We start from the raw sequence: 13,446 nt of genomic DNA on the forward strand, positions 1-13,446 counted from the left end.
CGCTACCATGCTTGGCCGGACGCGGCAGCCTGCTGCGCGCAGGAGTCAGCATGGCCCACCCGTTTGCAACCCTCACCCCAGACCTCGTGCTCGATGCCGTCGAAAGCATCGGCTTTCTCAGCGACGCGCGCGTTCTGGCGCTCAACAGCTACGAGAACCGTGTCTATCAGGTCGGCATCGAAGACTCCGAACCGCTGATCGCCAAGTTCTACCGCCCGCAGCGCTGGACCAACGAAGCGATTCTCGAAGAACACCAGTTCACCTTCGAACTCGCCGAGTGCGACGTGCCGGTGGTGGCGCCAATGATTCACAACGGTGCCAGCCTGCACGAACACAACGGTTTCCGTTTCACCCTGTTCCCCCGCCGTGGCGGCCGCGCACCGGAGCCGGGCAATCTCGATCAGCTGTATCGGCTGGGCCAACTGCTCGGTCGCCTGCACGCCGTCGGCTCGACCAAACCGTTCGAACACCGTGAAGCCCTGGGCGTGAAGAACTTCGGTCATGCCTCGCTGACAACCTTGCTCGAAGGCAACTTCATCCCCAAAAGCCTGCTGCCGGCCTACGAATCTGTCGCCCGTGATCTGCTCAAGCGTGTGGAAGAGGTCTACAACGCCACGCCGCACCAGAACATCCGCATGCACGGCGATTGCCACCCCGGCAACATGATGTGCCGCGACGAGATGTTCCATATCGTCGACCTGGACGACTGCCGCATGGGCCCGGCGGTGCAGGACATCTGGATGATGCTCGCCGGTGACCGTCAGGAATGTCTGGGGCAGTTGTCGGAATTGATGGACGGCTACAACGAGTTTCACGATTTCGACCCGCGGGAGTTGGCGCTGATCGAACCGCTGCGCGCGCTGCGCCTGATGCATTACAGCGCGTGGCTGGCACGCCGCTGGGATGACCCGGCGTTTCCGCACAGTTTTCCGTGGTTCGGGACGGAGCGGTATTGGGGTGATCAGGTGTTGGCGTTGCGCGAACAACTCGCCGCCCTCAACGAAGAACCCCTGAAACTGTTCTAACCCTTTGTAGGAGCGAGGCTTGCCCGCGAAGAACGATAACGCGGTTAGCCAGATACACCGCGTAATCGTTCTTCGCGGGCAAGCCTCGCTCCTACAAAAAAAAACACATGTCTATACAATCCCTTCTTTGTTAGCTGCCTAAGCAAGGATTCTGCATGCAAGCCGCCAACCCCCGTCGCGGGTACATCCTGGGCCTGAGTGCCTACATCATCTGGGGACTTTTCCCGCTCTACTTCAAGGCCATTGCCAACGTGCCCGCCGTGGAGATCATCATCCATCGCGTGCTCTGGTCGGCGCTGTTCGGCGCGTTGCTGCTGATGGTGTGGAAGCATCCGGGCTGGTGGCGCGAGTTGCGTGACAACCCGAAACGGCTGGCGATCCTGGCCTTGAGCGGCACGCTGATCGCGGCCAACTGGCTGACGTACGTCTGGTCGGTGAATAACGGGCGCATGCTTGAAGCCAGTCTCGGTTACTACATCAACCCGCTGGTGAACGTGTTGCTGGGGATGTTGATCCTCGGCGAACGGTTGCGGCGCATGCAGTGGATTGCCGTGGGACTGGCGGCGGTCGGCGTCGCGCAACAGGTGTGGCAAGTCGGCAGTCTGCCGTGGGTGTCGCTGGTGCTGGCGTTGACGTTCGGCTTCTACGGATTGATCCGCAAGCAGACGCCGGTCAAGGCGCTGCCGGGCCTGGTGGTGGAAACCTGGATGCTGGTGCCGATTGCCATTGCTTGGCTGCTGTTCAATCAGACGGCTGTCAGCGCCCAACCCGAATTCTGGACCACGTCCGAAGCCTGGTGGTTGGTCGCCGCCGGTCCGGTAACGCTGGTGCCGCTGGTGTGTTTCAACGCCGCCGCACGGCATTTGCCCTACACGACACTCGGATTTCTCCAGTACCTGGCGCCGACATTGGTGCTGTTGCAAGCCGTGCTGCTGTTTGGCGAGCATCTGTCGTCCAGCACACTGGTCGCCTTCATCTTTATCTGGGCAGGCCTGGCGGTTTACAGCATCGATGCGTGGATAAGTCTGCGCCGCCGCAGCTGATCAAAAATCGTACAAACCTCTGCAGGCCACGCCTCTCGTGGCCTGCATCGATCCTTCCCAAGGTTATCCACAGCGTGATCCCCGGCGTTTGTGCGCAACTTGTTGAAACTGATGGTTTTTTGATCAGATCTTGAAGAAGCCCGGCCGGCGTGGGCTGGCGGGCTGTCTCTACAGGTTATCCACAGGCAGGTGCACGTATAACTTGGATAACCCTGTCAGGGGTCGCTGCGCAATACCAACTCCACCATCAAATCGTCCGCCAGGGTTTCCAGGCGCGACTGCAACACGTCCAGCGACAAGGTCAGCGGCACCGCAAGAATCGCTTCGGCGTGGAACAACGGCTCGCTGCTCATAGGCGCCGGACGCACTTCCGTCACCAGCCGCTCCAGGTTGACCCCTTGCTCACTCAACAAACGCGTGATGTCGCGCACGATCCCCGGACGATCATTGCCGACCAGTTCCATGGCAATCGGTTTCCAGGTGCAGGATTGTTCGATGCCGCTTTCGGCGATCAGCACGCGAATGCCATGGACGGACAACGCCTGTAAGGCATCGACCAATTCGTCGTAGGCCTCGGCCGGCACGCCCACCCGAAGAATCCCGGCAAACTGCCCGGCCATGCGTGACATGCGGCTTTCCAGCCAGTTGCCGCCGTGCTCGGCAATGCACTGGGCGATGCGCTCGACCTGCCCAGGTTTGTCCGGTGCGAAAACAGTGAGTACGAGGTGGTCCATGGCGCAGCCCTCTTTTGTTGTAGAAAGAGAAGTATAGGCAAGGGGCGATCCTGTGTTGATTCCTCTGGCGCCATCGCTGGCAAGCCAGCTCCTACAGGGTCTTGCGCAAACCTTGTAGGAGCTGGCTTGCCAGCGATCCGGAGCACCGCCAATCTGAAGCGGACAACAAATCGTGTACAACTTCTTATATTTAACTGGAACAATCTCATACTTTTTTGAGAACATCCCTATCCCCGACGTGACTGCAATGCGTCACGGGGTCGCAGAACGACGTAATTAGTCTAATTTTCACAACCGCAATTCATCATGTAGTATGCCGCAGCGCGCACTACATAACGTTGGATCGATGTCTGCCACAGGCGCGGTCGCAGCCCTGAAAGCCCTATCAGCAAGGCCTCAACGCCGTTGATCGGTTCCATCCCAGCCGCCCGAAATGGCATGTACTGGTGGAAGGGGTTTGTGGTTTAAATAGCCAGAGGCTTCATTGTTAATTTGAAGAGCTGAAAAGCGAAATAGCTGAGCAGAGTGAGGCAAGCAATGACTGAACACGTTCAAGTCGGTGGCCTGCAGGTCGCCAAAGTCCTGTTCGACTTCGTGAACAACGAAGCCATTCCCGGAACCGGCCTCACCGCCGATAAATTCTGGGCCGGTGCCGACAAGGTCATTCACGACCTGGCGCCGAAGAACAAAGCCCTACTCGCCAAACGCGATGATTTCCAGGCTCGTATCGACGGCTGGCACCAATCCCGTGCCGGTCAGGCGCACGACGCTGTGGCTTATAAGGCCTTCTTGCAAGACATCGGTTATCTGCTGCCAGAAGCGGCCGATTTCCAGGCAACGACGCAAAACGTCGATGACGAAATCGCCCGCATGGCCGGCCCACAGCTCGTGGTGCCGGTGATGAATGCGCGTTTCGCGCTCAATGCTTCGAACGCCCGCTGGGGTTCGCTGTATGACGCGCTCTACGGCACCGACGCCATCAGCGAAGCTGACGGCGCGGAAAAAGGCAAAGGCTACAACAAGGTTCGCGGCGACAAGGTGATTGCCTTCGCCCGTGCCTTCCTCGACGAAGCGGCGCCATTGGCTGCCGGCTCGCACGTCGACTCCATCGGCTACAAGATCGTCGGCGGCAAACTGGTGGTCGCCCTCAAGGGCGGCAGCAACAGCGGTCTGCGCAACGACGCTCAGTTGATCGGTTTCCACGGCGATGCCGCTGCACCGACCGCGATCCTGCTGAAAAACAACGGCCTGCATTTCGAAATCCAGGTCGATGCCAGCACCCCCGTCGGCCAGACCGACGCTGCCGGCGTCAAAGACATCCTGATGGAAGCTGCACTCACCACCATCATGGACTGCGAAGACTCCGTCGCCGCTGTCGATGCCGATGACAAAGTGGTGATCTACCGCAACTGGCTCGGCCTGATGAAGGGCGACCTGTCGGAAGAAGTCTCCAAGGGCGGCAAGACCTTTACCCGTACCATGAACGCCGACCGCACCTACACCGGCGTCGATGGCAAGGAACTGAGCCTGCACGGTCGTTCGCTGTTGTTCGTGCGCAACGTCGGTCACCTGATGACCATCGACGCGATCCTCGATAAAGACGGCAACGAAGTGCCGGAAGGCATTCTCGACGGTCTGGTGACCTGCCTGGCGGCGATCCACAGCCTCAACGGCAACAGCTCGCGCAAGAACAGCCGCACCGGTTCGGTTTACATCGTGAAGCCGAAGATGCACGGTCCGGAAGAAGCTGCGTTCACCAACGAGCTGTTCGGTCGCATCGAAGACGTGCTCGGCCTGCCGCGCAACACCCTGAAAGTCGGGATCATGGACGAGGAGCGCCGCACCACGGTCAACCTCAAGGCCTGCATCAAGGCCGCCAGCGAGCGCGTGGTGTTCATCAACACCGGTTTCCTCGACCGTACGGGCGATGAAATCCACACCTCCATGGAAGCCGGCCCGATGGTGCGCAAGGCCGACATGAAGGCCGAGAAGTGGATCGGCGCCTATGAGAACTGGAACGTCGATATCGGTTTGAGCACCGGCCTGCAAGGTCGCGCACAGATCGGTAAAGGCATGTGGGCGATGCCCGACCTGATGGCGGCGATGCTTGAACAGAAAATCGCTCACCCATTGGCCGGCGCCAACACTGCTTGGGTGCCATCGCCAACGGCTGCCGCGCTGCACGCGCTGCACTACCACAAGGTCGACGTGTTTGCCCGTCAGGCCGAACTGGCCAAACGTGCACGCGCTTCGGTGGATGACATCCTGACCATCCCGCTGGCGGTCAACCCGCAGTGGACCGCGGAACAGATCAAGAACGAACTGGACAACAACGCCCAGGGCATTCTCGGTTACGTGGTGCGCTGGATCGACCAGGGTGTTGGTTGCTCGAAAGTGCCGGACATCAATGACATCGGCCTGATGGAAGACCGTGCCACGCTGCGTATCTCCAGCCAGCACATCGCCAACTGGTTGCGTCATGGCATCGTCACCGAAGCGCAAGTGATGGAAAGCCTCAAGCGCATGGCGCCGGTGGTTGACCGTCAGAACGCCAACGACGCGCTGTACCGTCCGCTGGCACCGAACTTCGACAGCAACATCGCCTTCCAGGCGGCGGTCGAACTGGTGGTTGAAGGCACCAAACAGCCAAACGGCTACACCGAGCCGGTTCTGCACCGTCGTCGTCGCGAGTTCAAGGCTGCCAATGGCCTGTAACCGAGCGTTGATGCCGTGACAAAAAAAGGCCCTGATCTTCGGATCAGGGCCTTTTTTGTTTGCAAATGCTATCCCCTGTAGGAGCCGGCTTGCCGGCGATGGGGCCGTGACATTCAACATCTATGTTGACTGTTACACCGCGATCGCCGGCAAGCCGGCTCCTACAGGGAAATGTTCAGGACCGACAGGTTTTGGTTAAGGCTCCAACCCCAACTCATGCTTGACCAGCTTTAGCAGTTTCGCGCTATCAATAGGCTTGAGCAAAAAATCCACCACACTCAAATGCATGGCGGCAATTGCGTCCTTCACGTCGGCATCGCCGGAAACGATGATGAACGGCATGGCGCCCCGAACGGACTCACGGACCTTGCGGATCAACTCCAGGCCATCAATGTGGCCCATCCGCAGATCAGTAATCACCAGGCCTATCGATGGTTTCTCCGCCAGCATCTTGAGCGCGGTTTCACCGCTGGCTGCGGTCATGCAACGAATACCATCCAGACCAAGAATCTCCGACAACAGCTCGCGCGCATCTTTATCGTCATCGACGATCAGCACCCGTTGCGGCGGCAAGTCGGGTTCCAGCATGACGGCACTCAGCGCCTCGCGCTCGGCGTCACTCAAAATATCGTGGTCGGACATGGTTTTCTCTAAGTTTCCAATATCATTCCCTAGCACAGTGGTGAGACATCGCTAAGCGGGCCGTCAATGTGCACTTCGTCGGATTTATTTCCTATAGGGGGAAGGATAGGTTCTTCCCAAGATTGTGTAAGGCATTTCCGAAATTTCATCGCCGCAAGGCCCGACCTAGACTTACGTCCAATGGGCACCCTGCGCGCAGGGGCCGACCATGACTGAGTCACCCGACAACAACAATTCATAAAAGACTGCGGTAATGGTTATGAGTAAAGCGGACGCCTTCACACAGGCAGGGAAAACCGCGGTATTGCAGAACATCCAGGGCACTTTGCAATTCCTTCAGCGCTTCCCGCCCTTCAATCAAATGGAACACGCTCACCTGGCGTACCTGGTTGAACAATGTCAGCTACGTTTTTATGCCCCCGGCGAGAGCATCATCAAGCCCGCCGATGGCCCGGTTGAGCATTTCTACGTCGTCAAACAGGGCCGGGTCGTGGGTGAACGTCCCCACACGGCCAAGGGCGGCACGGAAACCACCTTCGAAATCACCACCGGCGAATGTTTCCCCCTCGCCGCGCTGCTGGGTGAGCGTGCGACGCGCACCGAACATCTGGCTGCCGAAGACACCTTTTGCCTACAGCTGAACAAGCTGGCGTTCATCAAACTGTTCGCACTTTCCAACGCGTTTCGTGACTTTGCCCTACGCGGCGTGAGCAGTTTGCTGGACCAGGTCAACCAGCAAGTCCAGCAAAAAGCCGTGGAAACCCTCGGCACCCAATACTCGCTGAATACCCGTCTGGGCGAATTGGCCATGCGTCACCCGGTGACGTGCAGCCCGACCACGCCGCTGCGGGAAGCGGTCACCCTGATGCACGAGCAGCAGGTCGGCAGCATTGTGGTGGTCGATGAACACAAGGCGCCGTTGGGTATTTTCACCCTGCGCGACTTGCGCCACGTGGTGGCCGAAGGCATCAACGACTTCAACGAAGCCATCGAACGGCACATGACCCAGGCGCCGTTTTTCCTGACGCCGGACCACAGCGCCTTCGATGCCGCGATTGCCATGACCGAGCGGCACATCGCCCACGTCTGCCTGGTCAAGGACCAGCGTCTGTGCGGCGTGGTCTCGGAGCGCGACCTGTTTTCCCTGCAACGGGTCGACCTGGTGCATCTGGCGCGAACCATCCGCAGCGCCCAACGCGTGGAAAACCTGGTGGCGCTACGCGGCGAGATCGGTCAATTGGTCGAGCGCATGCTGGCCCACGGTGCGTCCTCGACCCAGATCACTCACATCATCACCCTGCTCAACGATCACACCGTGTGCCGGGTGATCGAACTGACCCTCGCCGAGAAAGGCGACCCGGGCGTGCCGTTCAGTTGGTTGTGTTTCGGCAGCGAAGGCCGCCGCGAGCAGACGCTGCACACTGACCAGGACAACGGCATTCTGTTCGAAGCGCGGGACGCCGCGCACGCTGCCGAGATTCGCGGCAAGTTGCTGCCCATCGCTCAGCAGATCAACCAGAGCCTGGCGCTCTGCGGCTTTACCCTGTGCAAAGGCAACATCATGGCCGGCAACCCCGAGCTGTGTTTGTCCCGGGCCGAATGGGCACGGCGTTTTGCGGCGTTTATTCGTGAGGCGACGCCGGAAAACCTGCTGGGTTCGAGCATCTATTTCGACCTGCGCGTGGTCTGGGGCGACGAGCAAAGCTGCGAGCAGTTGCGTCGGGGGATTCTCGATCAGGTTGCCGACAACCGATTGTTCCAGCGAATGATGGCCGAGAACGCCCTGCGCAACCGTCCACCCGTAGGGCGTTTCCGCGAGTTTGTGCTGGCGCGCAAAAATGGCGAGAAAGCCACGCTGGACCTGAAAGTCCAGGGCCTGACCCCGTTTGTCGACGGCGCCCGACTGTTGGCCTTGGCCCATGGCATCGAGGCGAACAATACGCTGGAGCGCTTTCGCCAGTTGGTCGACAAAGAAGTCATTGATCGACAGGACGGTGCGGCGTACGAAGAGGCGTATCACTTCATTCAGCAAACCCGCATGCAGCAACATCAGCTACAGACCCGGGAGAATTTGCCCTACTCCAACCGGGTCGATCCCGACAGCCTCAATCATCTGGACCGACGCATCCTGCGTGAATCCCTGCGCCAGGCCCAACGCCTGCAAAGCAGCCTGACCCTGCGGTATCAGCTATGAGCCTGTTTTCATGGCTGCGCCCGGCAGGGCCGATGCTGTCCGGGGACTTGCAGCAACGTCTGCAACGTTTGCCGGCGCGGGCCGAGCTCAGAGAATGCAGCCTGCGCGAGCAGCGTTGGGTGGTGCTGGATCTGGAAACCACGGGGTTGAACCTGAACAAGGATCGGGTGTTGTCCATCGGTGCCGTGGTGATTGAGGACGGGGCGATCGACTTCAGTCAGCAGTTCGAACGCACCCTGCAATGCGCGGACATGAAAGTGGCGCCGAGCGTGTTGATTCACGGTTTGGGCCCGAGCGCGATTGCCGCCGGCAGCGATCCGGCGCAGGCGTTGGTCGAGTTCATGGAGTTTGTCGGCGACAGCCCGGTGCTGGCGTTTCATGCGCCGTTTGATCAGCACATGCTCGGCCGCGCACTGAAAGATCATCTGGGCTACAAATTGCAGCATCCGTTTCTGGATGTGGCGGATATCGCTCCCCTGCTCTGCCCCCAGGCGCACATTCGCGAGGCGGGGCTGGATGAGTGGATCGACTGGTTCAAGCTCGAGGTGTTCGAACGCCACAACGCCAGTGCCGATGCGCTGGCGACCGCCGAGCTGGCGCTGATCCTGTTCAGCCGCGCGCGGCAGCAGCAGATTCATAGCCCGTTGAATCTGCAACAGCGGTTGAGTCAGTGGAAGCGCAGGCAGCGGGCGCCTTCGTTCTGAATTTGTAGCGACTGTCCCGACGCCATCGCTGGCAAGCCAGCTCCTACAGGGTTTGTGTTGCCCGCGACTCCATGAGCGACACAACTCCTGTAGGAGCTGGCTTGCCGGCGATGAACGATAACGCGGTCTGACTGAACACACGCCCACCAAAACCACCTGACCAGTGGCCAATTGCTTACCTCCCCCGCCTCTGCCACAATCGCGAACAATTCTCGTTAGTTAACACTTCCCAATCGGTGATGCTGCGTGTCGTCAGTCCAAAGCCCCCACAGTGAGCTCGTCGGTGCGTTATATCGCGACCACCGCAGTTGGCTATTGGCCTGGCTTCGACGCAATGTCGCCTGCCCGCAACGGGCCGAAGACCTGAGTCAGGACACCTTCGTGCGCTTGCTGGGCCGTGATCAACTGAACGAACCTCGCGAACCGCGGGCGTTTCTGGTGGCGATTGCCAAGGGCCTGCTGTTCGACTATTTCCGCCGCGCTGCGCTGGAACAGGCTTACCTCACCGAACTGATGCTGATCCCTGAAGGCGAGCAACCGTCGGTGGAAGAACAGCAGATGATCCTCGAAGACCTGAAAAACATCGACCGCCTGCTCGGCAAGCTGTCGAGCAAGGCGCGGGCGGCGTTTCTCTACAATCGTCTGGACGGCCTCGGCCACGCAGAAATCGCCCAGCGCCTGGGCGTGTCGGTGCCGCGGGTGCGTCAGTACCTGGCTCAGGGCATTCGTCAGTGCTACATCGCGCTGTACGGTGAGCCGGTGTGAACCCGGTCAGTTCCAAGCCGGTCTCGGCACAGGTGCTGGACGCGGCGATTGCCTGGCAATTGTCGCTGGATTCCGGCACCCCGGTGGAGCGCGAGGAGTTTGCCAAATGGCACGCCGCCCACGAAGAGCACGCCCGCGCCTGGCGCCAGTTGGGCATGCTCGACCAGCGTTTCAGCGTGGCCAGCGGCCCGGCCCGCACCGCGTTGCTGCAATCGCGCGAAAGCATTCGCCGACGGGTGCGCAAACTCGGCAGCGGCGTGGCCAGCATCGTTGCGGTGCTTGGCCTGGCGCTGTTTGCCGGTGATCGTTATCTGCCGGTCGACTATTGGCTGGCGGATCAGCGCACCGCCACCGGCGAGCAACGCACCCTGCGCCTGAGCGACGGCACGCTGATCAACCTCAACACTCACAGCGCCGTGGATGTGCGTTTTGATGAGAAGCAGCGCCGGGTGATTCTTCAGGAAGGGGAAATCCTCGTCGAAACCGGCCATGGCGACGCCCGGCCGTTTATCGTCGAAACCCGCGAAGGCAGCATGCGCGCACTGGGCACGCGGTTCCTGGTCAAGCGCGAGGAAGAAGGCACGCGCCTGAGCGTGTTGCAGTCCGCCGTGGCCGCCCACCCCGAGTCGAGCACTGAAGAACAGATCCTGCACGAAGGCCAGCAAGTGCTGATGCGCAACAATGGCCTGGGGCCGATCATCGCGCTCAACCTCGGCGCCGATGCCTGGACCCGCGGCATGCTGGTGGTGGACAACGCACGGCTGGAAGACCTGGTTCACGAACTCAGTCGTTATCGGCGTGGGCATCTGGGCGTAGCGCCCGAGATCGCCGACCTGCGCATCACCGGCAGTTTCCCGTTGCACGACACCGACCTGGCGCTGAGCGCACTGTTGCCGACGCTGCCGGTGCAGATCGAACAGCACACACCGTGGTGGGTGACGGTGGCGAAGGCTGATGCCAAGCCCTGAGAAAGTTGTCGTCTGAGCGGACGCCTTCGCGGGCAAGCCTCGCTCCTACAGGGATTGAGTCTTTCGTGAGTAACGCACAATCCCTGTAGGAGCGAGGCTTGCCCGCGAAGAGGCCATCAGCCTCACCAAAATTGCTGAATCGAAATTATTTTCATCCAGCCCTATCACTTTTTGATTCTCGTCCGGCACCTAGGCAATTGAGAAGTATTCCCTTTCAGGAGCCGTTGCATGTCCCGTTCGCTAAACACCTTGTTGCGCCCCAGTTTGCTGGCGGTCGCCATTGCCCTTTGCGCCCCTCTGGCCAGTAGCCAACTGATCGCCGCCGAACAAGCGTCCAGCGTTCGTTCCTACAACCTGCCGGCCGCGCCATTGGCCACAACGTTGAACCAGATCGCCAGCCAGTCGGGCCTGGCGCTGTCGCTGAATCCGTCGCTGGCGGCGGGCAAGACGTCGGCACCGGTCAATGGCCAGTTCGACGCGGTTGGCGCCTTGCAGGCAGCTTTGCGTGGCACCGGTCTGCAACTGGAACAGAGCAGCACTGGCACCTACAGCCTGGTGGCGATGCCTGAGGGCGTGGTGGCCCTGCCGGAAACCAGCGTGATCGGCGTAGAAAACACTGAAAACGCCTGGGGCCCAATAGACGGTTACGTCGCCACTCGCACCGCTGCCGGCACCAAGACCGATACGCCGATTGTCGAAGCACCACGCTCGATGTCGGTGATCACCCGCGCCCAGATGGAAGATCGCGGCGTACAGAATCTCGATGACGCCGTGCGTTACATGCCAGGCGTGATCGCCAGCAGCTATGGCAGCGACTCCCGCGCCGACTGGCTGCGCGTACGCGGCTTCGAGCCAACCCAGTTCCTCGACGGCCTGCCGTTGCCAAAAGGCTCCTACGCCAACCCAAAGGCTGAAACCTGGAACCTGGAACGCATCACGCTCCTGCGCGGCCCGGCCTCTTCGGTATACGGCCAGACGCCACCGGGCGGCATGCTCGACATGGTCAGCCGTCGTCCCGACGTCATTGCCAGCCACGAAGTGCGGGCCGAAGTCGGCAGCAACAATCGCAAGCAAATCAGCTTCGACAGCACCGGAAAAATCGATGACGAGGGTCAGTTCCTGTACCGCGTCGACGGCGTGGTGCGCGACAGCGGCATGCCGGTCGACCACATTGATGACAAGCGCTACAACCTCGCACCGAGCCTGACCTGGAACATCGATGACGACACACACCTGACCTTCCTCTCGCAGTTCACCCGCGACGATACCGGGGTCAGTGGTCAGTTCCTGCCTCTGCAAGGCACCAAGCTGGCCTCTCCGGCCGGGGCGAAAATTTCGCACCATAAAAACCTTGGCGATCCGGACTCCGATCACTACGACCGCACCTATTACGCACTGGGTTACGCCTTCGACCATCGCCTGAACGATGTCTGGCAGTTCAAGCAAAACCTGCGTTACACCAAAAGCGATCTGTCGTTCCAGCAAGCCTATGCGTCGTTCGGTGACGTCGTGGCGGCGGACGGCACCCTGCGCCGTCTGGTCGATCAGGTCGATGAGGACATCAGCCAGTTCGCCGTGGACAACAACTTCCAGGCCGACTTCCAGACCGGCGCGCTGAGCCATGTCGTGCTGTTGGGCCTGGACCACCAGCGGACCAACACCAATTACAAATGGCTGGAAGGCAACGCGCCCGACAGCAATGTGATCAAGCCAATCCGTGGTGCGGACTTCTCCAACGTCGCGTACAACACCTTTTACGACTACAACCAGAAAACCAACCAGACCGGCCTCTACGCCCAGGATCAGATCTCCCTGGACAAATGGCGCCTGACCCTCGGCGGCCGCGAAGACTGGATTCACAGCTCGACGCAGTTCAATAACCAGGGCGATGCCACCAACACCCAGCGCGACAAGGCTTTCAGCGGCAACGCAGGCCTGAGTTACGTGTTCGACTCCGGGATCACGCCGTACATCTCCTACACCGAGTCGTTCCAGCCTTCGATGGGCGCCGATGCCAGTTCGACCAAGTCGTTCAAACCCACCGAAGGCAAGCAGACCGAAGTCGGCGTGAAGTACCAGCCACCGGGCAGCCGCACCTTGCTGACCGCCGCCGCGTTCGACCTGCGCCAGCAAAACGTGTCGGTGTCGCAGAACAACGTCACCAGCCAGATCGGTGAATTGAAAGTGCGCGGTATCGAGCTGGAAGCCGTCTCCGATGTCACCGACAACCTGAAACTGGTGGGCTCCTACACCTACACCGATACCGAGATCCTCAAGGGCGACGACAAGGGCAACCGGATGAAACTGGTCCCGCGCAATCAGGCCTCCCTGTGGTCCGATTACACGTGGCACACCGGTGTGCTCGACGGTTTTGGCGTGGGCGCGGGCGTGCGTTATGTCGGCGATACCTACGGCAACACGGCCAACACCAACAATGGTCACGTGGGTTCGTACACCGTGTACGACGCCGCTGTGCATTACGACCTGAGCCGCATCAACCCGGTACTGGCAGGCGTTTCGGTTGACGTCACCGCGAAGAACCTGTTCAACAAGGACTACCTGTCGACCTGTGATGGCACCTGGTGCTACTACGGCGACGAGCGCAACGTCGTGGCGGCAGTCAACTACAAGTGGTAAACCGCTGAGCGGATTACAG

Annotated in this window: 10 protein-coding genes; 8 read left to right on the forward strand and 2 right to left on the reverse strand. The window is 60.3% G+C overall.

All coding sequences use genetic code 11. The features are described 5' to 3' along the window. Positions 1–50: 50 nt before the first annotated feature. Positions 51–1,025, forward strand: a complete 975-nt coding sequence (locus J4E42_RS06060; RefSeq protein WP_008034976.1) for a serine/threonine protein kinase — start codon at positions 51–53, stop codon at positions 1,023–1,025. 155 nt (positions 1,026–1,180) lie between these two features. Then, positions 1,181–2,068: an EamA family transporter RarD gene (rarD, locus tag J4E42_RS06065; protein WP_207284828.1), complete on the forward strand. Its 888-nt coding sequence runs from the start codon at positions 1,181–1,183 to the stop codon at positions 2,066–2,068. Positions 2,069–2,283: 215 nt separating this feature from the next. Here the strand turns inward: rarD and J4E42_RS06070 are convergent, their stop codons facing one another. Further along, the gene (locus J4E42_RS06070) at positions 2,284–2,802 is read right to left on the reverse strand and encodes a glycine cleavage system protein R (protein ID WP_008045141.1); all 519 of its coding nucleotides are present in this window, start codon (positions 2,800–2,802) and stop codon (positions 2,284–2,286) included. Positions 2,803–3,339: 537 nt separating this feature from the next. On the opposite strand from J4E42_RS06070, the gene J4E42_RS06075 reads away from it, so the two are divergent. After that, positions 3,340–5,517: a malate synthase G gene (locus J4E42_RS06075; protein ID WP_008045142.1), complete on the forward strand. Its 2,178-nt coding sequence runs from the start codon at positions 3,340–3,342 to the stop codon at positions 5,515–5,517. A gap of 195 nt (positions 5,518–5,712) precedes the next feature. Here J4E42_RS06075 and J4E42_RS06080 read toward each other — a convergent pair whose 3' ends face one another. Continuing rightward, the gene (locus tag J4E42_RS06080; protein WP_008045143.1) at positions 5,713–6,159 is read right to left on the reverse strand and encodes a response regulator; all 447 of its coding nucleotides are present in this window, start codon (positions 6,157–6,159) and stop codon (positions 5,713–5,715) included. A 253-nt stretch (positions 6,160–6,412) separates the two neighbouring features. Between J4E42_RS06080 and J4E42_RS06085 the strand changes: the two genes are divergently transcribed. The 5 genes from J4E42_RS06085 to J4E42_RS06105 all read left to right on the forward strand — a co-directional run bounded on the left by J4E42_RS06085 (position 6,413) and on the right by J4E42_RS06105 (position 13,427). Then, complete coding sequence (locus J4E42_RS06085; protein WP_008045144.1) at positions 6,413–8,353, forward strand: putative nucleotidyltransferase substrate binding domain-containing protein; 1,941 nt, start codon at positions 6,413–6,415, stop codon at positions 8,351–8,353. Next, positions 8,350–9,057 (forward strand): PolC-type DNA polymerase III, encoded by a 708-nt coding sequence (locus J4E42_RS06090; protein WP_008045145.1) that lies wholly within the window; start codon positions 8,350–8,352, stop codon positions 9,055–9,057. Before J4E42_RS06085 ends, J4E42_RS06090 begins: the two co-directional genes overlap by 4 nt. Before the next feature lie 246 nt (positions 9,058–9,303). Beyond that, entirely contained in the window at positions 9,304–9,822 is a 519-nt protein-coding gene (locus J4E42_RS06095; protein WP_032829214.1) for an RNA polymerase sigma factor, read from the forward strand. After that, the gene (locus tag J4E42_RS06100) at positions 9,819–10,790 is read left to right on the forward strand and encodes a FecR domain-containing protein (RefSeq protein ID WP_207284829.1); all 972 of its coding nucleotides are present in this window, start codon (positions 9,819–9,821) and stop codon (positions 10,788–10,790) included. The genes J4E42_RS06095 and J4E42_RS06100 overlap by 4 nt, the downstream gene beginning before the upstream one ends. Positions 10,791–11,018: 228 nt before the next feature. After that, a complete protein-coding gene (locus J4E42_RS06105) occupies positions 11,019–13,427 on the forward strand; it encodes a TonB-dependent siderophore receptor (protein WP_207284830.1) in 2,409 nt (802 codons plus the stop codon). The last annotated feature ends 19 nt before the right edge of the window (positions 13,428–13,446 follow it).

Origin of the sequence: Pseudomonas sp. FW300-N2A2, assembly GCF_017351735.1 — a bacterium.
Taxonomy (GTDB): domain Bacteria; phylum Pseudomonadota; class Gammaproteobacteria; order Pseudomonadales; family Pseudomonadaceae; genus Aquipseudomonas; species Aquipseudomonas migulae.